Consider the following 26,775-nt stretch of genomic DNA (forward strand, 5'->3'; position numbering starts at 1 on the left):
GCAACGACGGGTCTCTCTTTTACGGTCGGATCCGCTACTTCTCGACGACGGTAACGTCCCTGTCCGTATTCAGCGTCAGCTGATAGGTCCCATAATTACCCGAACCGTTCGTGAACTTGGTGTAGATCGCCGTAAGGTTCACCACCCAGCCGTCTTCGGGAATCTTGTTGTCGCGGAACTGGCTGTAACCGCTCGTACGCACCACGTAGTTGCCCGGAGCCGCATTGGTACCGGAGCCGGTCGCCGCCGCGTCGTAGGTAAACCATGCCGAGCCGTAGAAATAGGTCTCCGCATTAGCGCCTTCCAGCCTGCGTTTCGTAGCCCAAGTCGCCCACTCGTTGATGTCCGACCAGCCGGGAGAGTTCACGTCGTACGACGTCGAATTCGCAAAATAGTTGGGGAAGGTATTCTTGTATCCCCACGGCGCCGTGCCGAACTTGCTTTCCAGCCCTTCGAAACGCACCAGACGGCCCAGATCGGCATCCGAAATCGCCGTCTTGTAGTTATCCTTGGTAACGACCAGCGTATCCGACTTCAGCATCTGCTGCTGTTCGCCGGAGAAAATGTACTCGTCCTGCATGATCTTGCTCTCGATGTTGTCATTCGAATAGCTGGCGTTGGAGGAGGTCGTACCGATGCTGGTCATACCGCGGTAGTTGCCGAGCACCAGCCCCTGCAGCTTGACGAAAACGATCTGTCCCGCGGGGTGGAAAAGGTAGTTGCCCGTATTGAGCTTAAGCTCGATCGCCGATTCGGACTCCGCATCGTAGAGGTAGACCGATTTATAGACATTGCCGTAACGGTCGGTGGAGATGACCTTGCCGGAGGTGAAAATCGGCTCATCCACCGTCCACGAAGCGACCGTCCCGTCGTTCATGCCGGGATTCTCGGCTTTGAACTGCGCCTTCAGGTCCTTGATCGATATATATTTCAGCCCCTCTTTCTCGAAATCGGCGCGGGTATATATCTTGGCCGCCTTCGGGTTCCTGTAATCGTTGTAACAGCCAACGAAGAACAGCCCTGCCGCGGCGATCAGAAACAGTTTAGATACTTTGTTCATAATATTCGTGTTTTATTCGTTAGCCGTCAGAAACGGAAGTAGAGATTGAGGTAATAGGTCGTACCGAACATGTAGAAATACTTCGAGTCGAAGGCCTGATAGGTAGTCACCGTCGTCTCGGTGTTCTTCGTCAGACGGGTCTGTTCGTAACCGCCGGTGCGAATGTCCTGATTGTTCAGGATATTCTTGACTTCGAGGCTGAAGCCCAGCGTATACTGGCGGTGGATATACCAGTTCTTGCCGATGCTGGCGTTGAGCGTATAAGCCGAATCGAACTTCTCCTGACGGCGCAGGTGAGCGATGTCCTCGGCGGTCATGCCGGTGGTAATCACCGCATCGGTACGATAGATCGGACTCATCGACAGATACATGTTGTTGTAATAGTTGAAATCGGCCGACAGGAAGATGTTGTTGTTGCTGCGGTACGAAAGACCGACATTGGCGGCCAGCTGCGGGGTGCTCTCGACGCGGAAGTTCTTCCAGTAAACATAGCCGTCGGAGACGATATCGCCGCTGTTGTCCTGCGTCTGCAGGTAATAGGGATTCGAATCGTAGGTGTACTGGCCCCAGCTCACGGCTCCGTTCAGGGCAAGGCTGCGGTACAGGGGAATCGAAACGGCCGCTTCGAGACCGAAGTGGAGCTTGTCGATGCCGCTCATGGCGAAGTTCGTGAAGGTCGCGGCCACGTCGTCGTAGTACGAAATCACTTTCGACTGATCGTAAATGCGGGTATAGTAACCGGAAACGCGCGCTTTCAGGTCGCCGACACGCAGGTTATACGACGCATCCACACCGAAGACACGTTCGGCGGAAAGCCCCGGAGTCGTGGTGTTGCGCGTACGGGGCGACACGAACGAAGCTTGGAATTCGGGGGCGTCCTGCAGGTAAACGACATTCGCTTCGACGGTATGAGCCGCGGAGAAGCGGTAGCTGAAGTTGCCTTTGGCCTTGTAGGTCAGGTAGTCGAGTTTCTTGGAATCGCCCTTCGAATTGTCGGGGAACAAGCCTTTGCGCCAAAGACCCTCGCGCCATTGCGAAGCATACCCCACTTCGCCGCCGACGGTTACGCCTAGACCGCCGACATTGAAATTATAGGCAGCCCATGCCTTCGTCCGGAGGACGTGCGCATAGTAGTCATAGCCGTATTTGTCGCCGACTTTGGCTGCGTGCGCATGACCGTGGCGATAGTAATAGTCGAGGTTGTTCTGATATGCGATGGCGTTCGAGCCGAAGTCGCGCTCGGCGAATTTGTCGATGTCGGCCCAATAGTCGCCGCCAAGCAGGTCTTTGACCTCCGAATAGTACTCCGTACGGTTCCGTCGCAGCGAAAGGCCCCCGTAGATTTTGGAGTTATTGCGGAAGATATGCGAGAAGTTGGCGACCAGATTCCAGTCCAGCTGATCGGTGTGACGCTCTTCGACCATATAGTTAGAACGACGGCCCGGACCGTACTGCGCCTCATCGACCGGATCGTTCTGGATATAGTTCGTCTGATACATCTTATCCCAGTCGAAATGGCGGATATTCTGGTAGTTGGCCTGCCAGTAAACCTGCTGCCAAGCCGCACCCAGCATATTCTTGTCGAGCGCGAAGTAGCTCGGCAGATAACGGTAATAGTCGGGGCGCGGGTCGGGACCGTTCTGCCACGTCAGCGCCGAGTAACCGTTCATGCCGAAGCGCAGCGAGGTGGCCAGATCGAGTTTCGAACGGTCCGAAATGTCGAACGTATAGTTCAGCATCACGACGGGTTCGTGGTTGTTGCGCACACGGGCGTTACGTTTCTTGCCGTCCTGCCAGCCCCAGTTGGGGTTGTAATAGTTATTGCCGACCAGATCGTAAGCTTCCTGCGTCGCCGCCTGCTGCGCACCGCGTTCGGTAGGAGCGCCCAGCAGGGTCAGCGCCAGACGATGACGCTGACCGAACTGCTTCTCGACAGCGGCAAAATAACCGAAAGCGTTGTAATAGACGCCATTGACATAGGAGTTGCCGCCCTGACGGGTCGAGACCGAAAAGGCATACGACCACCCGTTGTCCTGATGGCCCGAAGCATAGGTGACCATCGCGCGGAAACGGTACATCGAGTTGCCGTTTACGAGGCTCGCACGCAGGCCTTGACGCATCTGCGAAGGACTCGTCACGATATTGGTCGTACCGCCGATGCCGCCCAGACCGGCGTCCGACGCCACGATGCCCGACGTAACTTCCTGATTGCGGGTAGCGTCGTTCAGACCGCTCCACAACGACCACGGCGTATAGCCCGTCATGGCGTCGTTGAGCTGAATGCCGTTCATATACACGTCCTGATACTGCGAATCGTAACCGCGGACGTTGAAACGCATTTCGCTGAACTTGTAGGACGCGATGTTATTGAAGAGGTCTTTCGAAGCCGAGAGCGACGTGGGCAAAGCCTGCGCGTCGTCGGTGGTTTCGGTGTCGAACTCCGCGAAGACCGCGTCGTCGATCATCTGACGCTGCGTATCGGGCACGAGGATCACCGCATTGATGTCGCGCATCTGCGAACCGACACGTACGGCGATATTCGAAGTCTCGAATTCGGGAGTTTCGAACTGCAGCGAATATTCGCCCGCAGGAATATTTTCGAAAACGAAGTTACCCTGCGCATCCGAAACCGTTGTCGTACCGCCCGGCGTCATCGTAATCTTCACGTCGCCGAGTGCAATGCGTCCCGCACGCGAAACGACCCTGCCCTTGATGCCGCCGTCCTGTCCAAAGGCGGTCAGCGTCACAAGCGACAGCACTAAAATTAGTAGACTCTTGATTTTCATAGACTATGTAAGTAATTTATTTGGCAAAATAGATATACACCGGGAAGTGGTCGCTGTAACCGCCCTGAAAGTTATTTCCCACGTACGTACGCAGGGGATATCCCTTATACTGTCCCTCTTTCTGCAGCATGTAGTACCGCTTGAAGATATTGCCGTAGAACTTCGATCCGGGAGCCTTCTGCAAACGAAGTCTGCCTTCGGAACCCGTAGCCAGATTCTCCGTGACCACGATATTGTCGAAGAGATTCCATGCGTCGCCGTAAGCCAGCGTTCCGAGTCCCGCCTTGAGCATATCGGCAAAGGGATTGTAGAAATCGCCCGGCTTGAGATCCGTCATCTTGGCTTTGGCACCCAAACCCTCGGCAATGCTCTCGTCCGTAGGATCGTCGTTGAAGTCGCCCATGGCTACGACCTTGGTCGCCGGGTTGATCTTCAGCACGGAATCCGCAATGCGGCGCATCTGCTCCCCGACGGCAATGCGCTTGAATTCCGAAGCGTCCTTGCCGCCCAGCCGCGAAGGCCAGTGCGCAACCATAAAGAAGAAGGGTTCGTTCTCGATGGTTCCCCACATCGTCAGGATGTCACGGGTCTTGAAGTTGGGAAGCTGCGGCACGACGGTTTTCACCGGGAAACTGCCCTCCAGTTTGAACACATCGGGACGATACATGAAGGCCACATCGACGCCGCGGGCTTCGGGCGAATCGTAATGCACGATACGGTAGTTGCCGGGGGCCAATTTGGGCGTCGCCACAATGTCCTCCAGCACCGAGCGCGTCTCGACTTCCGAGACGCCGATAACAGCCGGATAATTCTTGTCTGCGGCAGCAATGTCGAAAAGCACCCGCTCGATATTGCCGAGCTTCTTGAAATACTTGGCGGAATTCCACTTCTTGGGACCTTCCGGCGTGAACTCGTCGTCATGCACCTCCGGATCGTTGATGGTGTCGAAAAAGTTCTCCAAGTTATAGAACATCACCTTGCAGGGCTTCTGCGCAAAGCACATTACGACGAACGCCGCCAAGAACAAAGTGAATATCAGTCGTTTTTTCATCGTTCTGAAATTTTAAGGTTTTACAATCCCCAAGAGGCGGCATCCTTCTGCGTCTTGACCTCGGCAGGCAGCGTGGGGAAGAATTCGAACTTGGTCAGCTCTTCGATCTCCTTGACGCTCTTCACCCAGCTTTTGGCCTCACCCTGACCTCCTTCGTTGGCCACCCAGAATCCGATGGACTTGAGCTGGCCGGCCGGAAGATTGCCCAGCCGGTCGCCGGGCTGCCGGATATTTCCCTTCACCGTACGCACCACCACTTTAAAATAATGGCTGGGCAGCGGGCACACCTGTCCGGCCTTGTCGGTCGTCGATGCCGTGCTGCCGGGCTTCCAATAGGCGCCCGTCACTACATAAAGCGTATCGGAGCAGACCCAGTCGCGCACCTTGCCTTCCAGACGCATCCATCCCTGCTGATTGAGCGTACCATACTGAGGCGTAGCGTTGGAGTTGTAGAATGTCTGGTACTGCATGGCCATATTGGCATTGCGGTCTGCATTCGGAATCTGGTGACCACGGTCATAAGATCCGGTATAACTGCCCCGACCCAGATCGGCCTGAAATAACGACGAAATCTTGGGATCGAAGGCCCACGGGTCTTTGGAAGGACGCCCCGAACCGATATACACGTCGTGCAGGGGATATGCCACCCACCACGCACCGCGCTTCGTCTTATCGAAACACAACGTGTAATTACGCATATTCCGGTTGTTAAGCTGAGCGAAATGCGACACATAAATATAGTTGCCGTCCTCCTTCTTCGCCGGAATTTCGGGCCAGACCAGATTATGGCCGGTCTCGTATACATCATCGTCCGACGAAGTGCTGAACTGGACGAGTTCAAGCTCGACGGGCATCTCGCCTTCGAACTCGAACCTGATCAGGGCATGCCGCTCGTCCTTGGTGTTGTTCGGCCAATAATAGACATACTGATTCTTGTCGGACAAACTCGTTCCGACCTTTCCCGTCTTGACAGTCTGGCCTCCCGGCGCTGTCCGGTTAAACGAAATCCATTCGGCTCCCGAAATGATTTCAGCCGTCCACGGCGTCCCCGTATCTCCGGTCACGAGCAGCACGGCAGCGCCCTCCTGATCGGGATGCACGGTCTTGGCAGGGTCCCACTCCACCGAGTTGGCGCCCCCGCCTCCCTTATTGTCGGAATCCTTACCGCACCCCGTAAAGGCGACAGCTATCAGCACCATCGCCGCAAGGGAAGCGGCAAACATCCGCGAACTATATTTATATATCAACGTCATTCAATTAAAAACTAAGTGCGAAAATACGCATTTTAAGACAACCTTCCCCCGGCAGGATGTTCCTGCCGGGAGAGGGAGTGTCGATATTCGGTTATTCTGCCGGGTTGATAGCAACAGACTTAATATAAAAAGCCTTACCGCTTCCTGCTACACTAGTTGCATTATCCCATGTTAAAACAATGTCACCTTCAACAGCTACTGCATTTTCAAATGTATATTCGGCAGCCAAAGACGTCAAATCAGCAGTGCTATTTCCATCACAAACAAATGTCGTAGATCCGACCTGCACCTTCAAAGTTACATTAGCACTAGCAGCTCCACTGCTATTAACAACAATCTTTTTCACCCCACCAGTATATGCCGTGGATTTCAATACAAATTGGCTGGCCGGTTGATTCTTAGATCCAACCTGAACACCTTTATTATTGTCGTTTCCAAAGTAGAACGATGATCCCGACCAAGTAGGACTCGTAATCCATTCCAACTCTGGCGTACCTTTAACGATGGTCACACCATCGGCTTTCGAACCTAAATCACCATTTACAAGGCTCCAAACATATGCAACACCGGGAGTTACTTCACCACCCGACGATTTTTTCAACTGCGTCAAAGCAACTGTAGCATCGTTTCCTCCGGTAGCCGTAATAGTCAGAGTCTCTTTAATGTCCGTATCGCCCGTATTGGCGGTTTTAGGCGAAATCTTCACGGTCGTTCCCTCGACCGACGCGTTGAAGGAAGTCAGCGAAGATAACGTAAATCCATTGAAATTCACACCTTCGATCGTCACAGTCTTTTCAGCCGTATCATCCGACGCCCACGATAACGAAGAAGGAGTTACATCGATAATCATAGGGGCCGTAGACTTAAAGTTCTTCACGTCGTCGAGATTACGGGGAAGAATTTGGTTCTGACCGGAATACACCGCACCGATACCCGTAATTTCGGCAGTCGTTGCGATATAAGGCTGATCTTTGAAAGTTGTCCAAGCATTTTTATTGAGGTATACGGCTAAGTTAGCTCCTCCGGCCGTCAGCGTACGGGTCGTATTCGCTCCGCTGTCCATCCACATGCCGGCAGCACTCGTCGTAGCTTCGATCGTGACGGGCATATTGAAATAATTCGAAATATCGGCGACCGAATTCACCTTGATAGGAGTTACTGCATTACCGCTCGACTGCACGATCACTTCACCGGTCCCGATTTCCGAAACCTGAGGAATCGAATTGCGGATCTGACCTTTTGCGACACCTGCCGTTAGCGTGACGAGCACTTTATCGCCCAGTTTATAGTCACCTTCACTCCAAAATACCGAGTTGTAAAGCGAAATACCGTTTCCACCGGTCGTAGCTCCGGGAGTCATCACGTAAAGCGTACCGAAAGAAGCATTGCCAGCTTTGGGATCACCGCAAATTACACCTTCGAAGGTATAAGTCACATTTTCGTCGATCACCTCGGCAGCAGAAGTCGCCGTGATCTTGGCCAAGAGTTCGGGAATCGTAATTGTTGTCGCACCGCCGCTTCCGCCGGTCGTTACGAACGTCTTATGATCGCCGTAAAGAATATCACCGGTGTTGGGAGTCGCGTAGGCGCGGAAAGCGTACTGCGTCTCCTTCGTCAGGCCGGTAACGTCTACGGTCCATGTCGCAGCCTTCGTTGCGGCCGGAACTTTCACGGAGCCTGTCCAATCGGGCGTATTTCCCGTGGCGAAGACCACATACTCCACGCCGACGGCCGAATAGTCGGCCAGATCGGCATTGGCGATCGAGCCGCCCAGCGTCACCGTCGTCTCGGCTACATTCGAAGCGTTGGCCGTCGTAACCGCAGGCGTAGCGGCACCGCCGCCCAAATCGATCTCTGTCCCACCCGTGCCAACGAAAATACGGACATCATCAACACGAGTTCCGGTCGCACCACTCGGATATTCAATTTTCAAAGAAAGACGTGAAACAGTATTTTTCAGCGTAATATCAGCCGATGCCCATTTCCAAGCCGGAGTTGCATCTACATTTTCCAGATTATACGCTATTTCAGTCCAATTTTCGGCATCTGACGAAAGATAGAGTTTAATGACATCCTTTTGGGGATCGAAAGCATCAGTATTACCATACAATCCAAAACGGATTGACAGATTCTTTTCAGTTGTAAGAACAAGATCCTGCACCGTAAAATATGCATTCTTACCTGCCTGCAACCACATCAAGCCTTTACCTGAAAAGCCCGCGCTTGTCGGAGAAGCCGTTGTTGCCGTCCAACGGTTCGAAGCGTAAGCTGTTTTATAGTCTGACGTACCGGAAACATAGCCGAATCCGCTGCGAATCACATACGGACTTTCATTGATATAAGGCCACTTGTCGAGTTTCTGTTCCAAATCACCGAACGATTCATAGAATATGTCGTTCGACACCCCCTTCTGTGATACCGCTATCGTCTTGGTGCCAAAGTCATTGCTGACGACTATCGAACCCAGATTTTTTATTTCCGAAGAAGCATTGGCCTCAGAAGCAGTTACGGTAATCGAAGTGTCGGAAGCCGTACCCGTAGTTTTGTCGATCGAGAAGCCTGAACCGGAAACAGTCGCTTTCCAGTCACCGGTAGACGTAACCGTAATTTTTGCCGTCGCTCCGGCTGCATCACCGAGAGAAATGGCCGTAGGATCGACAACAAGCGATCCGGTAGCTCCCCCATTGAACGAGACATCATCCAATCGATAGGTGTTGTTATGCCCTACATAACGGAAAGCTACATATACTTTATCAGAAGCGGCATAAGCCGAAAGATCGGCAGACTCGTCAAAGTACACGTTGATCTCATTTACCCCCTCTTTATACTCGATTGTCTTAACAACAGTCCATACACTGGGATCGGTAATCGTTTCGTTTGTTACCGTAGTAGAAGCTACGATCTCAATCTTGCTGTCGTCAGCTGCACTTGCCGTTGCATTGAAATACCATGCCAGTTTGAACGTCAACACTTTATTATCCGCAGCTTTCACATTAAACGGAGTCATTATAGCATAAGCCGTAACGGTCTTCTGCGTTGAGCTGTAAGGAGCACACTGAAGATAGAACGTGTCTCCAAATACACTGCCGAACCATCCCAATTTAGGATTGGCCGGATACCCAGCATCACTCGAAGTAAACGCCCAATTGGGAGAATCGTAAACAACACCACTAATAACATCGTTGAAACTGTCGCCAAACTGCGTCACAACAGTAGTCGGAAGCTCTACATCACCGACAGGCGGTGTCACGGAGCCATTATCCAAATCGACCTGCTGTCCACCGGCACTCGTCACCAAAGTAACATCGTCAATACGATAGTTGCCGTCAGGCTTCTTAGTGGATAAGAATTTAATATACAGATGTTCCGAGAATTCCTTCAACGTAAAGTTCAACGTTGCAAGATTCCAGTTTTTCTCAGCCACAAAGTTTTCGAAAGTATAGGGAATGGCATTGGTCCATTTTTCGCCGTCTTTACTAAATTGAACGGTCAGCTGATCGTAGATCTCAATATTGGGAGCATTGAAATAACTTGCGCCGAAAGTCAATGTATATCCGGTTTGGCCCTGAGGAAGCGTAATATCCTGAACCGTAAAATAAGTGTTTCCGGTGCCAAACATCAAATTAGAACCACCGGAACCTTCATAGGCACTTCCGTTGCCGACACTGGAAAGATTACTGCGAATATCAACCCCTTCACCGGCATAAGTTACGGTCGAAGAGCCTTCACCGGTCTTATCCCAGCCATCGTATGAAGCAACCGGAGTTTTATCTCCCGTCGTTCCGAAAGTTTCTTTATAAACAAGTTTTTCGGGAACGACTTCACCCTGATTAATGGTAACCGTCTTGGTGAAATAGGCGCCGTAGGAGTTCTTGAGCTGGAAACTCAGCGTTGCCGTACGGCTCTCGTTGCTTGCGGGGATCGAGAATTCGACCTCGGTCGTACCGGCTTTTCCATCAGTCGCGGAAGGAGTCACCCAGTCTGCGCCCGATTCGAAAGCGAGCGTCCACGGACGATTGCTTTTCACCGTAACGGCAGACGCACCTTCGGCCACGCCCTCGGCGGAAAAGGTCAATGCTTCGGGAGCAACCTCAAGATAAGGCATCCCGTCGTCATCGTTATCATCCACACACGATGTAAACGCCGTCGCGGCGATCAGGAACATCGCACCGAACAATAACCTCAAAAGGTTTAACTTTTTCATAGAAGAGTTGTTTAAAATTGATTAAAAACTTTTATTTTATTTCTAAAAAAACTTACGATTCCTTACATAATGGTAATATTATGCCTCAAATCTAACATTATTTTCCGGACCGACAAAAGCCTAAACGCCTTTTTTATATTACGATTAGGTTAATTAGCGGACATCGGCGTCCAATGCGGACACAATCGGAGACAAAAGCCCCGGAATACGCACGTTTCTGCATATTCCGGGGCTAATAGTCTTTCGGGATCAACGGATGCGGTCGGCCGCGCGCACCATCAGTTCGTCGCGGAAAACCGCACGTGCGGCGAGGTATGCGAAAAGCAGGCAAACCAGCGGCAGCACGACGGCAGGTTTCAGCACCTGCGTATGGAACGTCTGTTCCGCAAACACCCGGTAGCTGAGAAAGTAGTACACGCCTTCCATAACGGCGGAGCCGACGAGCAGCACCATTTCAACCACGCAGAGCCGGAGCTGGAGCAGGCGGCGCTTGAACAGGAAAATCGTAATAAACGGCAGCACGCAGGCCAGCGCCAGCACGACGCCCATATAAACCGTCGGCTGCACGGCTTCGCCGGCAGCGGTTTTCAAAGAAAAGGCATACAGCCCGAACTCTCCGGCCTCGCCGGCGAACCACGCAAGCGGAGCGAAAAGCGTAACGGCCATAAGCGCCGTGACAATCAGCATGTAAAGCGTTTGGATTCGTTGTATCATAGGGTCATAAAGTTTTATCTATCAAATATTTGTTCCTGTCGGAGGAGCCGCGGTTGATAAGCTCGCCCAAAAATCCCGCCAAAAACAGCTGGACTCCGAGGATAATCGCCAGAATCGCCAAATAGAAAAGCGGCTGATCGGTAACCGCCCTCAGCGGCAGTTCGTGGACCTGCTTCCAGATTTTGGCGGCGATGATCCAGACCGTCGTGCCGCCGCCGATAAGGAACATCAGCGTCCCCAGACTGCCGAAGAAATACATCGGCGAGCGGCCGAAGTGCGACATGAAGAGTACGGAAATCAGGTCGAGATAACCTTTCAGCATACGTTCGAGACCGAATTTCGAACGACCGTATTTGCGGGCGCGGTGCTCCACCGGCTTCTCGCCGATGCGGCGGAAACCGGCTTGCTTGGCCAGTATCGGAATGAAACGGTGCATCTCGCCGTAGACTTCGATCGCCTTGACGACCTTGCGGCGGTAGGCTTTCAAGCCGCAGTTGAAGTCGTGAAGCCCGATTCCCGACACGGTGCGGGCCGTCCAGTTGAAAAACTTGCTGGGCCAGCGTTTGCCGATCGGATCGTAGCGCTTCTTCTTCCAGCCCGAAACCAGATCGTATCCCTCTTCGAGGATCATCCTGCGCAATTCGGGAATCTCGTCGGGCGAATCCTGCAGGTCGGCGTCCATCGTGACGACGACCTCCCCTTCCGCAGCCGCAAAACCGCAGTACAAGGCCGCGGATTTGCCGTAGTTACGGGCGAACCCGATGCCCCGCACCGCCGGATACTGCTTTTTGAGGGATTCGACGACGCTCCACGAATCGTCGGACGAACCGTCGTCCACCAAGATAACTTCGTAGGTATAGCCGTGCTCCGCCGCCACGCGGTCGATCCATGCGACCAGTTCGGGCAGCGATTCCGCCTCGTTGTAGAGCGGCACTACAACCGATATGTCGAGTTTATTCATCTTCTGCTTTACAGTTCTTACTCACCGGCCTGCGTATCGAACGGCCGCGGAGCGCGCGAAAGCACACCTGCAATGATAAGGCCGAAAACAGCGCCGAAGAGCAGGCTTACCCAGATACCGCCCCAGACGGTCGCAAGCACCGAGGGGGCAGGCGCGGTCTGAATCTGCTCCAGCGACTGGGCCATCACCGACTCCATCGACGCCGGCACGCCGCCGCCCAACGCCATCATGTCGGTCAGCGCTTCGACCAGCCGGGAGGTGTAATTCGAATAACCCATGATCAGGTGCAGGTAGATATATTGCACGCCTCCGACGATGACGCCAGCAAAGGCCGACACCGCCAGCACGAAGAGATATCCCTGTCCGAAGGAGAATCCCTCCTCGGCCGAATAGAGTTTCGAACGGTTTCGCGTGAAGCGGTGCAGCAGGTAATAGTGCAGGACGACGACTCCGATCCATTCGACCGTCATCAGGGCATAGTACTTCATGCTGCCCGAAAGTGTCATCATCGTCTCCAAGACCATCGAAACGGCCAGTATGGCCCCGATAATCGCCCCGCATTTCGCGGCATCGTTCCAGAAATTTTGCTTTTCCATTATATCATTCAGAATTATCAGTTCCCAATCATTGCAGCTCGCCTTTGCCCTCGCGCAGGATTTCGGGTTCGTCGCCCGTGAGATCCACGACCGTCGTCGGCACATTGTCGCCGACGCCGCCGTCGATCACCAGCGCCACATCGCGGCCGTACCGCTCGTGGATCAGTTCGGGATCCATGGTGTATTCGACCACTTCGTCGTCGTCCTTCACCGAGGTGGTGATAAGCGGACATCCCAGCGCCGCGACGATAGCCCGCGGAACGGCGTTGCCGGGAATACGGATTCCGATCGTACGCCGCTTTTCGAGCGCCTTGTCGGGCATGCCCGACGATGCCGTCAATACGAACGTGAAAGGCCCCGGCAGGTTGCGCTTCAGGATGCGGAACGCCGCATTATCCACCCGGCAGTACTCGGCCGCCTGAGCCAGATTTTCGAAAACCACCGTAAAGGCCTCGGCGTCCTTGCCCTTCATGCGGCGCAGCCGCTCGATGGCCTTGGGCGAACGCAGCGAGCAACCGAAAGCATAGACACTGTCGGTCGGATAGATGATGATTCCGCCGTCCTCCAACGCATCGACCACTTTCCGCAACTCCCTTTCGGAGGGGTTCTGTTCGTATATTTTCGTCAGCATGAATACAAATGTACGAAAAATTATTTAATCTTGCGCCGGTTCAGCTCCCTGCTGTACGCCTGAGCATTGGCGTTGTGCTCGCGCAGGGTCTTCGCAAAATTGTGGTAGCCGTCGAACGTCTCCCGTGCGCAGAAGAAAATATAGTCGTGTTTTTCGTAATTCAGCACCGCGTCAATGGCATTGATGCCCGGCATGCAGATAGGCGACGGCGGCAGGCCCTTGTTCAGATAGGTGTTATACGGAGATTCGTATTTCAGATGCTTGTACAGGATGCGGCGCAGGCCGAAATCCTGCATCGCGTATTTGATCGTCGGGTCGGCCTGCAGGGGCATTCCCTTTTTCAGCCGGTTGACGTATACGCCGGCGACGCGGGGCATCTCGTCGGTCTTGCGCGTCTCTTCATAGACGATCGACGCAAGGGTCATGACTTCGAACCGGCTCAGGCCGCTGCGTTTGCGCAGCGCGTCCCGCTCCGGCGTCCAGAAACGGTCGTATTCGCGTTTCATCCGCTCCACGAACTCTTCGGGCGTCACCGTCCAATAGAATTCATAGGTGTTGGGAATGAACATCGAAAAAAGGGTCAGGCTGTTGAAACCCGCTTTTCGGGCGACTTCGTCCGAAGTCAGCGCCCGCATGATCGCGGCGGAGTCGGCGTCGATCTGACCGGCGAGTTTCTGCGCCAGCTGGGCGGGAATCCGCACGTTGTTGATCGTCACCCGCACGGGGGTCTGCATGCCCAGTTTGAGCATCCGGGCCACCCGGATGACGCTCATGCCCCGTTCGAGGAGATAGTGTCCGGGCTTGAAGGTCTCGGCCAGATTGATGCGCCGGGCATAGACTCCGAACGCCCAATGGTGTTTCAACTCCGGCAGCAGGGAATCGACGAGCGCACGGTAATCGGCCCGGCTGCTGACAAAGAGTTCGCGTTCCGTCTTCACGGCATTGCCGTAGAACTGCTGACGAAGGACGAATCCCGCGATCAGCAGAACAGACAGGCCCGCAAAAAAGATATAGAGCAAAGTTTTTTTACGCATCTGGTCGAAAATTTTTGCAAAGATATAAAAAATTCCTACTTTTGTGCCGGGTGAGTCTTATACGACCAGCTCCTACAGAATCCCCCAGGCGAGGAATCGAGCAAGGGTATGTGGTTGTAGCGGTGCGATATAATCAGCTCACCCAACCATATATGGCGCTGTAAATTCCGGTTTGCAGCTCCATATTTTTTTTATGGCCGTCCATCGTCGGGCCGAAACGAAAAACGGAACCCGGCAGGGGTTCCGCATAGCGTCGGACGGCACTCCGCCCTATTTGGTGTATTCGATCAGCAATTGGTTGACCACACTCACGAAGACATAGCAGATCACAAAAACGACGATGCTTTTCCATCCTTTCATATTGGCCGAAACGAGATAGGCGAAACAGCCCCAGACCATCGACCAGACCATCGAAACCGACAGGACGATCACGATCAGATTGTAGGCTGCCTGCTTCAAGACCTCGCAGGCGCTGCGGGGTTCGCAGACAATGCTCCCCAGCCACATGGAACAAAGACTCAGCACTCCCAGAATAACGATCGTCGGCAGCATCGCGAACAGGTTGGAGGCAAAGATATCCACGGCCCGGATGCGGGAGGGCGAGAGCACCAGCGCCATCACGTACAACAGCAGCGAGAGGGGCAGCCACAACAGCAAATTCGACGACAGAATCGTGATAATCTTGGAAACATCGCCCTCGACGGGCCAACTCACCGCGGTCAGCAGGCAGATGGAGAAGAGCGTTCCCGCGAGGCCCCAACCGAGCGCTTTCCCTGTAGACAGGTATTCGAACGGGTTAAGAATCTTGTTCATCGCTTTCGAATTTATTTAGTTGAGAGATAATATCGTCCAGTCTGTTGCGCACGGTCGGATAACTCAATCCCAACTTATGGGCCATCTCCTTCAGCGAACCGCTGCTCTTCACGAAATCGAGTACGAACTGCTGGTCGGGTGCTGACAGCTGCATCATCACGGGAAGACTGTAATTGCCTTCGATATGTGTTTGGCATCCGTTGCAATGCATCGCGTGCACGCTCAAACGTTTACCGCAGGAGGGACATATTTTGGGGAGGTTCTTCAGTGTAGCCATAAATATTATTAAAGAAATATTGCGTTTAAATTAGTGTATGATTGACAAAATCAATATTATTTCCCCAAAATAGCAAATTTACCTCCATGAATACTCTTCACAGACAATTTATATGCGCCCAACCGGCATGGAGAGGAAATCTTTTTAAAAGTTCGCCTTCACGCCGACCGTAAAGTTAGCCCCGTATTCGGGGTAGAACGGATATTCGTACAGGCGGCGGTTGATCAGGTTGCGGCCCTCGGCGAAGAGCGTCACGCGGCCCGAAACTTTCCAGTCGAAATTGACGCGCAAATCGACGGCGAAGGGCGCTTCGAAAGTATCGTACTGCATCACAGGTTCACCGGGCGCAGTTTCCGTCCCCGTATTTTCGAAAACCGCACTCCACTTCCGGGCACTCTGCAAGTAGACTCCCGCGCCGAACGAAATCTTGCGGCCGTCGTAGTGCGCCGACAGACTGCCGTCGAAGGACGGCGCGCCGTTGTGCAATTTGGTTTCGTCGTCGTTGTAGATATATCCGTGTACGCCCAATTCCGTCCGGAAACTGCTCACCGGACGCCACGTCACTTCGCCGTTGAAGGAAAGTACGGTCTGACGGGCCAGTGCCGGGCGCATGGCTCCGGCGACGGCCGTTTTTTCCCTGTCGATCGCATAATTGTCGGAAACATACCAATAGGGATGGTTGTCCCGGACCGAAAATCCGGCATACACCCTGTAGTCGAACTTTCCGCGCCAGATACTGCCGCCGATACCGAAACGGCCGTTGTAATCGACCGAACTCTTGGTCTGCCAGAACGCTGCGGCGACGTAAGGATTCTGCCGGGTCAGCGAGCGGAAGCCGTTGTCGTCCACACTGCCGTCCATCTCGAAAAAGGGACAAAGTCCGTCCGTTCCGAGGTTCAGGTTCAGCCGGACGAAAGGAATGATGTAATTCTCCGCGTCGACGGTCTTGACCTTGTCGTGGTAATAGTCGGCGCCCGCTTCGAGACGCACTACCCCGCCCTCGATACCGTAACGCAGGGCGGCATGGATCAGCTGCTGATTATAAAGGCCGATCGCTTTCTGTCCGGCCAGCCGCGTATAACCGAACTCCGCCGCAAGCTGGTGGCGGCCGAATCCGCGGGCGATCTTCGCATGGGTCTCCAGCGTGGTCTGACGCGCTTTGTCGTTGTAATCCGGCCACTCGGAGTGGTCGAAAAACAGCCCGCCGCGAATCGCGATTTCGAAATTCACACGGCTCAGGTCCTGAAAATCATCGCCGAAACGCACCGCGATATTCGCATCGCCGTAATCGGCCATTGCGCCGGGGGTCATGTCCGACGTGACGTCCGACGCGACATACATCCCGTAACGGTGATACATACGGTTTTCATACGAGAGATCGCCCTCCAGAATGTGTTTGCCGAAATACTTGCCGGCCGCGGCGCCGATGCGGTTGAGCATCCGCGTCGAGTTGTTTCTGATGCCGAAGTCGTTTTTGATCTTCGCATAGCGGCCCTCGTGGTTCACGTACCCCACAACATAACCCGTACCGGGGTTCTGGCTCGAAGCGTAGAAATCCAGCACCGAATTGAGCGGATAGCCCGCCCCGGCCTTCAGGTAGAACGGCAGCGGACGGTTGAATTCCCAATAGGTCACCGTCGCCGGACGGATAGGCCGCGTGGCGAGTGTCGTCTGCAGCGACAGCGGCGTGATCGTATAGTCGATTTCGGGCCGCATCTTCACCGTATCGGTCATATCGGGCACGACGGCCAGCTTCGCGGCGCTTTCGACGCTCGGAACATAGGCTTTGGTCACTTCGACCCGTTTTTCCACCTGCGCGCTCACGCTACAGGGAAGCGCCGCCAGCAGCGCGGCGGCAAACAATATGCGTTTCATCATCAGTTCAGTTTTGCGATCCGTTCTTTCGCTTCGGCCACAATGCCGTCGTCGGCAGGCGAATAGCCGTCGGCAACGCTCTGGTAGGTCGCCCTAGCTTGGAAATTGTCGCCCTTGCGGACATAGACGTCGCCCAGCAGGATAAAGGCCTTGGCTAACCAGTACGCCTGCGGCTCACGCTCCGAATAGGCGAATATCACCTTCTCGGCCTTGTCCATATCGCCGCCCGCGAAAACATCTTCGAGTACGTAATAAGCGGCCGCAGAGCCCTCCTTTGTACGGACGTCGGACGCCAGTTCCTTATACAGTTTCACGGCATCGGCGCGGCGGTCCTGCCGACGCAGCAGCTCGGCCCATGCGAATTTCGACTCGCGCAGCGCGACGGCCCCGGCGTCGGGATGCGCCGCGACATCGGCGGCCATCGCTTCGATCTTCGCCGCATCGCCCCCGGCCAGCGTCGCACGCACATAGCCCTTCATGGCGTCCTCACGCCCGGCGACCGTCGTCGTAACGTCGTACAACTGGCGGTAAGCGGCGGCAGCTTCGTCGTAACGCTTGTCCTCGAAGGTCATATCCGAGAGTTTTTCGAGCACCGTGACCGTATATTGGTTCGTTCCCTGCCCGGCCAGCGTCGTCAGGGTTTCGATGGCGTCGTCGCGCTGATCGGAGCGGAGGTAGCAGTCGCTCAGGAAATAGAGCGCATCGTTCACGTAATAGCCCTTGGGATAGCTCTTGACGTAACTGCGCAGCGATTTGGCGGCGGCATCGGTCTGGCCCGCAAGGTAAAGTTTCTGCGCGGAGGCGAACGACAGCGAATCGCGCGACACGGCGGTCAGATCGCTCTCCAGCCCCGCCTTCTGCGCATAGTCGAAGTAGTCGTCCACCCGGCCCTCCGAAACGTAAATCTCGCGGATGCCTTCCATCGCGCCCTTGGCTTCGGACGACTGCGGAGCCGTCTCGACGACCATGTCGTAATAGCGGAGCGATTTCTCCTTGTCGCCCAGATTGAGGTATGCAAGGCCCAGATCGGAGAGGGCCTGCGCCCGGCGCGGCGACGAAGGATAGTCGGCCACGAATTTCTCCAGCTGCGCGGCGCCTTCGGCGTACTGTTCCTGCGCTATGTGGGAGCGTCCCAGTTCATAGGAGGCCTCGTCGGCATAATCGCCCTCCCCCGCGGTGATGATCTGCCGCAGCGCCTGCTGCTTCTGCTCCGTGCGGCCCAGAATGCCGAGCGTCACGGCGCGCTTGTACTGCGCATAATACTTTTCGGGACCGCCCAAGGCCGCAGCCCGGTCGTACTCGGCTACCGCCGCTTCGAACTCCCGGTCGGAGTAGCGGATGTCGCCCAGACGGTTGCAGGCGTCGGCGCGGTAACGGTCACGTGCGGGATAGACGGCGAGGAATTTCTCGAACGAGCCGCGCGCCTGCGCCATGTCCATACGCGAGAAGGCGCAGTAGCCGAGGTTGTACAGCGCCATGGCATACTCCTTTTCGCTGCGGGGCGCACGCTTCAGGTAGGCGTTGTATTTGGCCGCCGCAACCGTATAGTCGCCCTGCGCAAAGGCGATTTCACCCTGCCAGAAGGAGTTGAGGGCCGAATATTTGGGGCTGACGTTGATCGCCGCAGACTCGGCAAGATAGCGCTGCGCCGCGCGCATGTCGCCGGCATTATAGGCTTCCAGTCCGCGGAAATAGGTGATTTTCTGCAACGCGGCGCGGATGTCGGCATCCTGCGTCGGAAAGGATTTGATGGCCCGGTAGGCCGCGTCGTAATCGTTCGAATTGTAGTAGGCGGCGATCAGCAGCGTGCGGGCTTCGCCCACGCGCGGCGACGCGGGATACTGCTCCACATAGCGCGTCAGCACGTTGATCGCGCCGTTGAAGGCTCCGCCGCCCAGCTCATACTGCAGTTTGCCGTAATTGAACAGCGCATCCTCGGCGATCGTCGCGTCGAAGCGGTCGTCCGCGGCCATGGCGAAAGCGTGCATGGCGGCCCGCTTGTCGCCCGCCCGAAGGTAACAGTCGGCCAGATGGTACGAGGCATTCTGCGTCAGCGCATCCTCGGCGCCGCACGCTCGGCGCAGGTATTCCGCCGCTTCGGGATAGTGGGCCGTGCGGTAGAGCGAGAAGCCCATCAGGTAACTGCCGTCGCGGTCCAGCTCGCCGCCGGCCGCAGCAAAAGCGTCCAGATGTTCGATCGTCTTGTTGAAATCGCCCAGCCGGAACCACGACTCGGCAATGACGCGCTCCAACTCCTTGCGCCGTTCGGGAACGGCCCGCTGCACCAGTTTGCCGCCGTTCTCGACGACATAGCGGTAGTTGCCCTCGTGAAATTCGATCTGCAGCAGGTAGTACGGCACCACGTCGCGGTAAGCGTCGCTGCGCTGCAAAGCCGTGAAGCCCTGCTTGGCACGGCCGTAACGGCCTTCGGCATAGTCGATATAGGATTTGTAATAAAGCGCGTGGTCGGCATATTCGCTCTGCGGGCCGATGCGGTCGAAATAGCCGAACGCCTTGTCGTAATCGCCGTCGGTGAATTCGACATAGCCCATGCGAACGTCGTACTGCTCCTTGCGCGCCCGGCCGAGAGCTTTGTAATCGGTCTTTTCGAAAGCTTCGCGGGCGCGTTTCATATCGCCCTCGGCGCAATAGTAGGAGCCCAGCGAGAACCGCACGTCGTTGGCATAGACCGATCCGGGGTAACGCGCTTCGAATCGGCGGAGCGCGGCCTCGGCGTCACGGCTGCCCAACTCGACGGCACAGGCCGCCAGATAGAAGTCGACCGTCTGCGCCGCCTCGCGGTCGGCGGGCGAAAGCGTCTCCCGCGCCTGCAGGAACTCATGCCGGGCGTCGGTCCAGCGACCGAAGTCGAACAGGGACCTGCCGCGGTCGATAAAGGCAGCAGATTCGGGGGTTCCGGCCTGCACTCCGGGCGCGCACAACGCACACACGGCAAAGGCCAGCAATAAATTCAGATTTTTCCGCATACGACACTTAGATTCTTACAAAGGGCAAATATACGAAAATTTACCTTTTTTCCATATAGGGAAACGAAATATATGCCGCGGCCGGATTCTCCGCAAACCGCCGCTTTTGCATCTGTCGAAAATTATCCCTACCTTGCGGCGTCACTGATTCGCTAAACCTCCACTCGATGAAATCGCGTCTTTTTCATCACAAGGACCCGCGCGCAGCCTCCCGCACCGGCGCCCAGTCCGAGACAGACACGCTGAGCATGCTGTCCGTCGGCGCCGTCACGCTCACTCCGGAAGGGGAAATTACGGAAATCAACGCACGGGCATGCGACGAACTCCGCATCCGCGGGGGGGGGATTTTGCACATCCGCTGAACATCTCCGACATCCTCTCGGTCTGTCACGACCGGCAGGACCTTCTGCCCGGCATTTTCGCCCGGCTCAGGGAACGGCACCGCTACGGAGACCTGCCGCCATGGAGCTATATCCGGCTTCGGGACTCCAACCTGAAATTCTACATCGAAGGCCGTTTCGTCGGCCGTTACGACCGGCGGCGGCAGCTGCGCCGGATCGTCTTTCTGTTCCGCAACACCGAGGAGGAGATCACCCGCAAATTCATCCTCGGCATGGCCCTGTCGCAGACGAAAATATTCCCGTGGTTTTTCGACCTCGGCCACAACAGGATGGTCATCGACGAGCGCTGGTTCGCCCACTTGGGTCTTCCGGCGGGCGACGGCACGATCGGCACCGAAGATTTCTTCAGGCTCGTGCATCCCGAAGACCGCGGCAGGCTGGCCGACGCCTTCGCAAAACAACTCGCAGGAGAGATGAATCCCGACACGTTCACGTACCGGCTCCGGCGCGGTGACGGTACGTGGGAGTGGTTCGAGGAGCAGTCCGTATACCTCGGACAGACCGGCGACGGATCGCCCTACCGCATCGTGGGGATATGCCAGAGCATCCACGACCACAAGACCTCCGAAGACGGACTGCGCGCAGCCCGCGACAAGGCGAGGGAGAGCGACCGTCTGAAAAGCGCGTTTCTGGCCAACATGAGCCACGAGATACGCACGCCCCTCAACGCCATCATCGGCTTCGCCAACCTGCTCACCAGCGAAGACATCCCGTTCAGCGAGGCGGAGAAGCAGGAGTACAGCCGGCTCATAACGAGCAACGGAGACCAGCTGCTGCGCCTGATTTCGGACATCCTCGACCTTTCGAAGATCGAATCGAACACCATGGAATTCCATTTCGGGGAGCACTCGCTGCACGCCCTGCTGACGGATATTTATCAGGCCCAGCGGCTCTGCATGCCGGAAGGCGTCCGTTTGCGGCTCGACATGCCGCAGGCAGACACACCGATAGTCACCGACGCATCGCGGCTCAAGCAGGTCGTCAACAACCTCATCAACAACGCCGCGAAATTCACGGACGACGGCAGCATCACCTTCGGCTTCCGCTCCCCGCAGGGGTGCGAACAGGTCGAACTGTTCGTCCACGACACCGGAAAGGGCATCGCACAGGAGCATCTGGACCGGATTTTCGAACGGTTCTACAAGGCCGACTCGTTCGTCAAAGGCGTCGGGCTCGGACTGTCGATCTGCCGCACGATCACCGAATATCTGGGCGGCGCCATTTCGGTCGAGTCCGAATCCGGCAAAGGCACCCGGTTCACGATTCAGCACCCGCTGAGCAGGCCCGAAGCGGCTCCGCGGCGGGAGCCTGCGGGGACGGCCGGAATGCGGCAGTAAGGTACGATTCTTGCCCGAAGAGCGTTGTTCAATAAAAATTCAGCCATATGATTGAAAAAGTAACGTTGCAGCTGACCGGGGATTCGAAACTCGTGCCCGAAAACGGTCCCGACTGCGGGGAGATGAATCCCAAGACCCTGCTGCTCTATGCCGCAGCCAAATGTTCGGGAATGACGGCCCTGATGATTATGGAGAAGGAGCGCCTGCGTCCCAAGCGCTTCGAGATAAGCGTATCGGGCGAACTTTCGACCGAAGAGGTCCGGTCCGAAAGCGTATTCAAGTCGTTCCACGTCGTCTACAACATCGAATGCGACACCGAGGGCGATCAGGCCAAGGTGAGCCGGGCGGCGACGCTGACGCACGAAAAATACTGCGGCATCATGCGCATGTTCCGCATGATCGCCCCGGTATCTCACGAAATCGCGGTGGTCAGCACCGAACCGGCGAAAGCCTGACACCGCAAACCGGCGAAAAAATCGGAGGGTCCGACGGACCCTCCGATTTTTTATTTCCGGGCTACTGCTGCGCCGTAATCCGCCGGTAATCAGACACCGCCACGGCATAATTGTAATGCGCCTTGATGGCGTTGGTATAGAGCTGAATCCAGCTCAGCTGGGCCTGCAGCACGTCGAGAATCGTCGCCAGCCCCTCGCCGTAGGAATAGGTGCTGATGTCGAGGTTCTCGCCGGCGATGCGCAGGCTCTGCTCCATGGCTTCGACCTGCGCACGGCTGTTCTCCAGCGCCGTCCAGCCGTTCATCTCTTCGCGCACGATATCGTCATAGAGTTGCGCGGCGTCCCATTCGCTCTGCCGCTGTACGGCACGGGCGACGCCCGTCGCGCGGCGGCGTTCGCCCCAGTGGAATATCGGCAGCGAGAGTTTCACGAACGCCGAGCCGTCCACCGTCGTAGCGCCCGTGCGGTTGGGATAATAGGGCTGCCACGATCCCCCGATGCCGACGCTCAGCTGCGGATTGAAGGCCGCACGGGCCGCGCGGATGCCGGCTTCGGCCCGGTCGCTGCGCAGCTGCGCGGCGGCATAGTCGGGTCTGAATGCCGCCGCTTCGGCGGCGGGCACCCGCACGGGCTGCGGAAGCGAATCGCGGATGCCCTGCGCCAGCGTTACGCCGAGTGCAGGATCGGCGCCCCGCAGGATGTTGAAATTATGCAGCGCCACGGTGTAATTCCGCTCGGCGGAGATCAGTTCGTACTGCGCTTCGCTCAGGCGCGTGTCGATCATCAGCACGTCGCCCTTGGCGATATACCCCTCGGCAAACCGGCGGTCCACCACCTCCTTGAGCGAACGGATGATGCTGACATACTGCCGCATCGAAGCGGCATAGAGCGCCATGGCCGAAAGGTTCCAGTAGGTATACTCGGCCGTATAGCGGACGTCGAGCCGGGTGAACTCCTCGTCGCAGAGGGCGATGTCGTATCCCAGTTCGGCCTGCCGGTAAGCCGCACGCACGGCTCCGCCGCCGTAGACGACCTGCACCAGCTGGGGCAGCACGCTGAAGTTCCAACGTTCGACGCCGTCGTAATGATGGACGGTGGCCGTGAAGTTCCCGTCGAGCGACAGCCGCGGCAGGTAGCCCGTCCGCGCCTGCCCCACGGTTTCGGCGGCGGCATCGCTCCCGGCGACGGCGACTTTTAGCCGGCGGCTGTACTCGGTCACGTCGCGGCGGTAATCGTCGAGCGTGGTCTGAGCGTGCGTCGGCGGCAGGCAAAAAAACAGAATGACTGACAGCAGAAACGGTTTCATGATTCACGGATATTATAGAAAATGGCGTAGACGACCGGCAGGACGCAGACGGTCAGCAGCGTGGCGACCAGCAGTCCGCCCATGATCGTCGCGGCCATCGCCCCGAACATCGAGTCGAACAGCAGGGGCAGCATGCCGAGAATCGTGGTCCCCGAAGCCATCGCAACGGGCACGATACGGCTGCGCGTGGCGGAGACCAGCGCATCGTAAGGCCCTTTGCCCTCGGCCCGCAGGACGCCGATCTGCTCGACCAGCACCACGGCGTTCTTGATATTCATTCCCACAAGCCCCAGCAGTCCCAGCAGCGAAAAGAAGTTGAACACCTTGCCCGTAACGGCCAACCCCAGCACCACGCCGATAAAGATCAGGGGGATCATCAGCAAGATGATGACCGGTTCGCGGTAGTTGCGGAAGAGCAGGAGCAGGACGATGAAGATCAGGATCATCGTCAGAGGCATGTACTCGGCCAGCGCCGAATTGGACTCCTGCTGGCTCTCCTGCTCGCCGAAAACCTTCATCGAATAGCCTTCGGGCAGCGGCACGGCGCGGGTCACCGAATCGCGCAGGGCGGCGAACAGCTCCATCGTATTGACCCCGCGCGCCGGGTCGCACTGCGCCTTCATCACCCGCTGGCGGTTGTAACGCTTCACCACCCCGCCGCGGTATTCGAAGCGGAAACCGTCGGTCGCCTGTTCGATGGAGTAGACCTTGCCCGCAGGCGTGAAGATCGGCAGCGCCTGCAGGTTGGTCAGATTATAGGCGTCGATATTCTCGTCCTTGAGCAGGATCGGCATGAACTGGTCGCCCTCGCGGTACTCGCCGAGCCGGTAGCCCTGCGTGGCGATGGTAATGCCCTGCGCCATCTGACTGCGGGTGACGCCGATGCGCTGGCCCTTCATCTGCGAGTAGAGCGGCAGCCACGTCGGAACGCGGTTGCCCCAGCTGTTGCGGATATTCGCCGTGCCGGGCGTACGCCACATGATGTCCTCGGCCGCCTGCGTCAGCCGGCGGAGCGTGTCGATATCGTCGCCGATGAACCCGAATTCGATCGCGGCGTCGGGCACGGGCGAGAGCTTGAAAAGCGACGAGCGCAGCCACACGTCGGGACAGTTCGCCACGACGTAGGCATTGAAACGGTTTTCGACCTCCTCGGTCTGTTTCCGGTCGTGCAGTTCGATCAGGATATTGCCGAAATTGGGCCGCAGCGAAATGCTGCTGCTGGCCAGATAATAGCGCGGCGGCGTGGAGCCCATCGTCACCGACACGGTCTTCACTTCGGGCTGCTCATGGAGCCACTCCTCCATCAGACGCAGGTTGCGCTCCGTATCGCGGATGTTATACCCTTCGGGCAGCAGCACGTCGGCCCGGAAATAGGGCTTGTCCAGCGACGGGAAGAAATTCTGCGGCATGAGACCCATTACCGCCAGCGAAAGGGCGAAGAGCGCGACGACGCCCGCCACGACACCCCACCGCCAGCGCAGCAGCCCGGCCAGCAGACGGTCAAACTTCCGGTAGAACTTCGTATCGTAGGGATCGTGCGCCGTAGGTTTGACACGGAGCATGAAATCGCCGAAAAGCGGCGTCTGCGTAAGGGCCAGCCCCCAGCTCAGCAGCAGCGAAAGCCCCAGCACGACGAACAGCGGCTTGACGATCTCGGCAACGGACGAAGGGGCCAGATAAAGCGGCAGGAACGAGAAAATGGCGATCAGCGTCGCTCCCAGCAGGCTCCAGCGCGGAGCATTGGCCCCGTCGATGACGGCCTGCCGCCGCGCGACGCCCCGCAGCATGGCCTGCTGCGCATTGTCGGTCACCACGATGGCATTGTCCACCAGCATGCCCATCGCGATGATGAACCCCGCCAGCGAGGTGCGGTTGAGACCTTCGCCCAGAAACTGCATCAGCAGAAGCGTACCGCCTATGGAGAACAGCAGCGAACTGCCGATCAGCACCCCGGCGCGGAATCCCATGACGAGCATGATGATAAGGATGACGATCGCCACCGATTCGGCGAGGTTCAGGATAAAGGTGGAATTCGCCTCGCGGGCAATGCGGTCTTCGGGATAAAGCACCGTGAGGTCCATGCCCACGGGCATCTGGCGCGTAAGGCCGCCGAGCACCCGGCCGATCTTCTCCCCGGCCTTCACCACGTCCACGTCGGCCTCGGTCGAGATGCCGATGCCCACCGCCCTGCGGCCGTTCACGCGCATCAGCGTCTGCGGCGGATCGGCGTATCCCCGCTCCACGCGGGCGATGTCGCCCAGCCGGTACTGCTTGCCCGAAGAGGAGATGAGCAGCTGGTTGGAGATGTCGCCGAGGTCCTTATAGGCCCCGTCCTCCAAAATCTGTATTTCGAGCGCCCCGGCCTGCTTCTCGCCGCTGTTGACGATCGTGTTCTGCTGGCCGATGGTCCTCACGATCGATTCGGGGCGGATCGAGAAGTTGGCGAGCGCCGCAAGGCTGACATAGACGTTCACCACAGGCGTCTGCTCGCCGAAGAGCGTCACCTTCTGCACGCCGTCCACGGTCACCAGCGCCGTCTTGATCCGCTGCGCCCATTCGCGCAGTTCGGACCATGTGAATCCGCCGTCGACCGAAAGGCCGTAATAGATGCCGTACACGTCGCCGAAATCGTCGGCCACGGTAACGGGCGAAGCCCCGGCCGGCAGCCGGGACTGGATGTTGAGCACCTTGCGCCGCAGCTCGTCCCACAACTGCGGAATCTCCGCGGCACCGGTCGCAGGATCGAGTTCGACCATGATCTTCGAAAGTCCGTAATAGGACTCGGAGGTGATTTTATGCACCAGCCGCATCGACTGCACCTCGCGTTCGATCGGCTCGGAAATGAGCTGTTCGACCTCCAGCGGCGTGGCTCCGGGATAGGTGCAGACCAGCGACGCACTTTTGATGACGAACGTCGAATCCTCCTTTTTGCCCAGCGTGACGAAGCCGAGGACGCCGCCAGCAAGCAGGACGAAAAGGAAAAACCAGACGACTTTTTTATTTTTCAGCGAATATTCGGGCAGACTCATGACCG

General features: G+C 56.8%; 19 protein-coding genes. 3 read left to right on the forward strand and 16 right to left on the reverse strand.

Annotated elements, in window-relative coordinates; all coding sequences use genetic code 11:
- Positions 1 to 34 precede the first annotated feature (34 nt).
- The 14 genes from ACESTR_RS04150 to ACESTR_RS04215 all read right to left on the reverse strand — a co-directional run bounded on the left by ACESTR_RS04150 (position 35) and on the right by ACESTR_RS04215 (position 20,242).
- Positions 35 to 1,060: a DUF5689 domain-containing protein gene (locus tag ACESTR_RS04150; protein WP_279183333.1), complete on the reverse strand. Its 1,026-nt coding sequence runs from the start codon at positions 1,058 to 1,060 to the stop codon at positions 35 to 37.
- A gap of 26 nt (positions 1,061 to 1,086) precedes the next feature.
- Positions 1,087 to 3,846 (reverse strand): TonB-dependent receptor, encoded by a 2,760-nt coding sequence (locus ACESTR_RS04155; protein WP_130063621.1) that lies wholly within the window; start codon positions 3,844 to 3,846, stop codon positions 1,087 to 1,089.
- 16 nt (positions 3,847 to 3,862) lie between these two features.
- Complete coding sequence (locus tag ACESTR_RS04160; protein ID WP_130063619.1) at positions 3,863 to 4,897, reverse strand: endonuclease/exonuclease/phosphatase family protein; 1,035 nt, start codon at positions 4,895 to 4,897, stop codon at positions 3,863 to 3,865.
- A gap of 20 nt (positions 4,898 to 4,917) precedes the next feature.
- Positions 4,918 to 6,120: a DNA/RNA non-specific endonuclease gene (locus tag ACESTR_RS04165; RefSeq protein WP_130063617.1), complete on the reverse strand. Its 1,203-nt coding sequence runs from the start codon at positions 6,118 to 6,120 to the stop codon at positions 4,918 to 4,920.
- 121 nt (positions 6,121 to 6,241) lie between these two features.
- The gene (locus ACESTR_RS04170) at positions 6,242 to 10,354 is read right to left on the reverse strand and encodes a DUF5689 domain-containing protein (protein WP_014776215.1); all 4,113 of its coding nucleotides are present in this window, start codon (positions 10,352 to 10,354) and stop codon (positions 6,242 to 6,244) included.
- A gap of 249 nt (positions 10,355 to 10,603) precedes the next feature.
- A complete protein-coding gene (locus ACESTR_RS04175; RefSeq protein ID WP_009597980.1) occupies positions 10,604 to 11,068 on the reverse strand; it encodes a DUF4293 domain-containing protein in 465 nt (154 codons plus the stop codon).
- Positions 11,069 to 11,072: 4 nt separating this feature from the next.
- Positions 11,073 to 12,029, reverse strand: a complete 957-nt coding sequence (locus ACESTR_RS04180) for a glycosyltransferase family 2 protein (RefSeq protein ID WP_014776214.1) — start codon at positions 12,027 to 12,029, stop codon at positions 11,073 to 11,075.
- A 17-nt stretch (positions 12,030 to 12,046) separates the two neighbouring features.
- Positions 12,047 to 12,625 carry a DUF4199 domain-containing protein gene (locus ACESTR_RS04185; protein ID WP_009598061.1) on the reverse strand — a complete coding sequence of 193 codons (579 nt, stop codon included), beginning with the start codon at positions 12,623 to 12,625 and terminating at the stop codon, positions 12,047 to 12,049.
- Between the two features lie 28 nt (positions 12,626 to 12,653).
- The gene (locus tag ACESTR_RS04190; RefSeq protein WP_195559629.1) at positions 12,654 to 13,256 is read right to left on the reverse strand and encodes an L-threonylcarbamoyladenylate synthase; all 603 of its coding nucleotides are present in this window, start codon (positions 13,254 to 13,256) and stop codon (positions 12,654 to 12,656) included.
- Positions 13,257 to 13,276: 20 nt separating this feature from the next.
- Positions 13,277 to 14,290 (reverse strand): endolytic transglycosylase MltG, encoded by a 1,014-nt coding sequence (gene mltG / locus ACESTR_RS04195; RefSeq protein ID WP_278433199.1) that lies wholly within the window; start codon positions 14,288 to 14,290, stop codon positions 13,277 to 13,279.
- A 270-nt stretch (positions 14,291 to 14,560) separates the two neighbouring features.
- On the reverse strand, positions 14,561 to 15,103 hold the full coding sequence (locus tag ACESTR_RS04200) for a hypothetical protein (protein WP_130063611.1): 543 nt from the start codon (positions 15,101 to 15,103) through the stop codon (positions 14,561 to 14,563).
- Entirely contained in the window at positions 15,087 to 15,380 is a 294-nt protein-coding gene (locus tag ACESTR_RS04205) for a DUF2089 family protein (protein ID WP_009597946.1), read from the reverse strand. The genes ACESTR_RS04200 and ACESTR_RS04205 overlap by 17 nt, the downstream gene beginning before the upstream one ends.
- A 144-nt stretch (positions 15,381 to 15,524) precedes the next feature.
- Positions 15,525 to 17,255 (reverse strand): hypothetical protein, encoded by a 1,731-nt coding sequence (locus ACESTR_RS04210; RefSeq protein WP_276807465.1) that lies wholly within the window; start codon positions 17,253 to 17,255, stop codon positions 15,525 to 15,527.
- A gap of 2 nt (positions 17,256 to 17,257) precedes the next feature.
- Entirely contained in the window at positions 17,258 to 20,242 is a 2,985-nt protein-coding gene (locus ACESTR_RS04215; protein WP_278433194.1) for a tetratricopeptide repeat protein, read from the reverse strand.
- Between the two features lie 167 nt (positions 20,243 to 20,409).
- On the opposite strand from ACESTR_RS04215, the gene ACESTR_RS04220 reads away from it, so the two are divergent.
- Genes ACESTR_RS04220 through ACESTR_RS04230 form a run of 3 tightly spaced genes read left to right on the forward strand, consistent with a single transcriptional unit; the run spans position 20,410 to position 22,435 of the window.
- Positions 20,410 to 20,604, forward strand: coding sequence for a hypothetical protein (locus tag ACESTR_RS04220; RefSeq protein ID WP_039940310.1), 195 nt, complete (start codon positions 20,410 to 20,412; stop codon positions 20,602 to 20,604).
- On the forward strand, positions 20,556 to 21,980 hold the full coding sequence (locus ACESTR_RS04225) for an ATP-binding protein (RefSeq protein ID WP_373178864.1): 1,425 nt from the start codon (positions 20,556 to 20,558) through the stop codon (positions 21,978 to 21,980). Before ACESTR_RS04220 ends, ACESTR_RS04225 begins: the two co-directional genes overlap by 49 nt.
- A 47-nt stretch (positions 21,981 to 22,027) precedes the next feature.
- Entirely contained in the window at positions 22,028 to 22,435 is a 408-nt protein-coding gene (locus ACESTR_RS04230) for an OsmC family protein (protein WP_373178866.1), read from the forward strand.
- A 61-nt stretch (positions 22,436 to 22,496) separates the two neighbouring features.
- Here the strand turns inward: ACESTR_RS04230 and ACESTR_RS04235 are convergent, their stop codons facing one another.
- Positions 22,497 to 23,741 carry a TolC family protein gene (locus tag ACESTR_RS04235; protein WP_195559632.1) on the reverse strand — a complete coding sequence of 415 codons (1,245 nt, stop codon included), beginning with the start codon at positions 23,739 to 23,741 and terminating at the stop codon, positions 22,497 to 22,499.
- Positions 23,738 to 26,770, reverse strand: coding sequence for an efflux RND transporter permease subunit (locus ACESTR_RS04240; protein ID WP_373178868.1), 3,033 nt, complete (start codon positions 26,768 to 26,770; stop codon positions 23,738 to 23,740). The genes ACESTR_RS04235 and ACESTR_RS04240 overlap by 4 nt, the downstream gene beginning before the upstream one ends.
- Positions 26,771 to 26,775: the final 5 nt, after the last annotated feature.

It is taken from the genome of Alistipes sp. DJF_B185 (assembly GCF_964250025.1).
GTDB lineage: Bacteria > Bacteroidota > Bacteroidia > Bacteroidales > Rikenellaceae > Alistipes > Alistipes finegoldii.

Coding starts and splice junctions, on each gene's coding strand:
- ACESTR_RS04150 (WP_279183333.1), bottom strand. CDS start 1,060: ATGAACAAAGTATCTAAACTGTTTCTGATCGCCGCGGCAGGGCTGTTC.
- ACESTR_RS04155 (WP_130063621.1), bottom strand. CDS start 3,846: ATGAAAATCAAGAGTCTACTAATTTTAGTGCTGTCGCTTGTGACGCTG.
- ACESTR_RS04160 (WP_130063619.1), bottom strand. CDS start 4,897: ATGAAAAAACGACTGATATTCACTTTGTTCTTGGCGGCGTTCGTCGTA.
- ACESTR_RS04165 (WP_130063617.1), bottom strand. CDS start 6,120: ATGTTTGCCGCTTCCCTTGCGGCGATGGTGCTGATAGCTGTCGCCTTT.
- ACESTR_RS04170 (WP_014776215.1), bottom strand. CDS start 10,354: ATGAAAAAGTTAAACCTTTTGAGGTTATTGTTCGGTGCGATGTTCCTG.
- ACESTR_RS04175 (WP_009597980.1), bottom strand. CDS start 11,068: ATGATACAACGAATCCAAACGCTTTACATGCTGATTGTCACGGCGCTT.
- ACESTR_RS04180 (WP_014776214.1), bottom strand. CDS start 12,029: ATGAATAAACTCGACATATCGGTTGTAGTGCCGCTCTACAACGAGGCG.
- ACESTR_RS04185 (WP_009598061.1), bottom strand. CDS start 12,625: ATGGAAAAGCAAAATTTCTGGAACGATGCCGCGAAATGCGGGGCGATT.
- ACESTR_RS04190 (WP_195559629.1), bottom strand. CDS start 13,256: ATGCTGACGAAAATATACGAACAGAACCCCTCCGAAAGGGAGTTGCGG.
- mltG (WP_278433199.1), bottom strand. CDS start 14,290: ATGCGTAAAAAAACTTTGCTCTATATCTTTTTTGCGGGCCTGTCTGTT.
- ACESTR_RS04200 (WP_130063611.1), bottom strand. CDS start 15,103: ATGAACAAGATTCTTAACCCGTTCGAATACCTGTCTACAGGGAAAGCG.
- ACESTR_RS04205 (WP_009597946.1), bottom strand. CDS start 15,380: ATGGCTACACTGAAGAACCTCCCCAAAATATGTCCCTCCTGCGGTAAA.
- ACESTR_RS04210 (WP_276807465.1), bottom strand. CDS start 17,255: ATGAAACGCATATTGTTTGCCGCCGCGCTGCTGGCGGCGCTTCCCTGT.
- ACESTR_RS04215 (WP_278433194.1), bottom strand. CDS start 20,242: ATGCGGAAAAATCTGAATTTATTGCTGGCCTTTGCCGTGTGTGCGTTG.
- ACESTR_RS04220 (WP_039940310.1), top strand. CDS start 20,410: ATGAAATCGCGTCTTTTTCATCACAAGGACCCGCGCGCAGCCTCCCGC.
- ACESTR_RS04225 (WP_373178864.1), top strand. CDS start 20,556: ATGCGACGAACTCCGCATCCGCGGGGGGGGGATTTTGCACATCCGCTG.
- ACESTR_RS04230 (WP_373178866.1), top strand. CDS start 22,028: ATGATTGAAAAAGTAACGTTGCAGCTGACCGGGGATTCGAAACTCGTG.
- ACESTR_RS04235 (WP_195559632.1), bottom strand. CDS start 23,741: ATGAAACCGTTTCTGCTGTCAGTCATTCTGTTTTTTTGCCTGCCGCCG.
- ACESTR_RS04240 (WP_373178868.1), bottom strand. CDS start 26,770: ATGAGTCTGCCCGAATATTCGCTGAAAAATAAAAAAGTCGTCTGGTTT.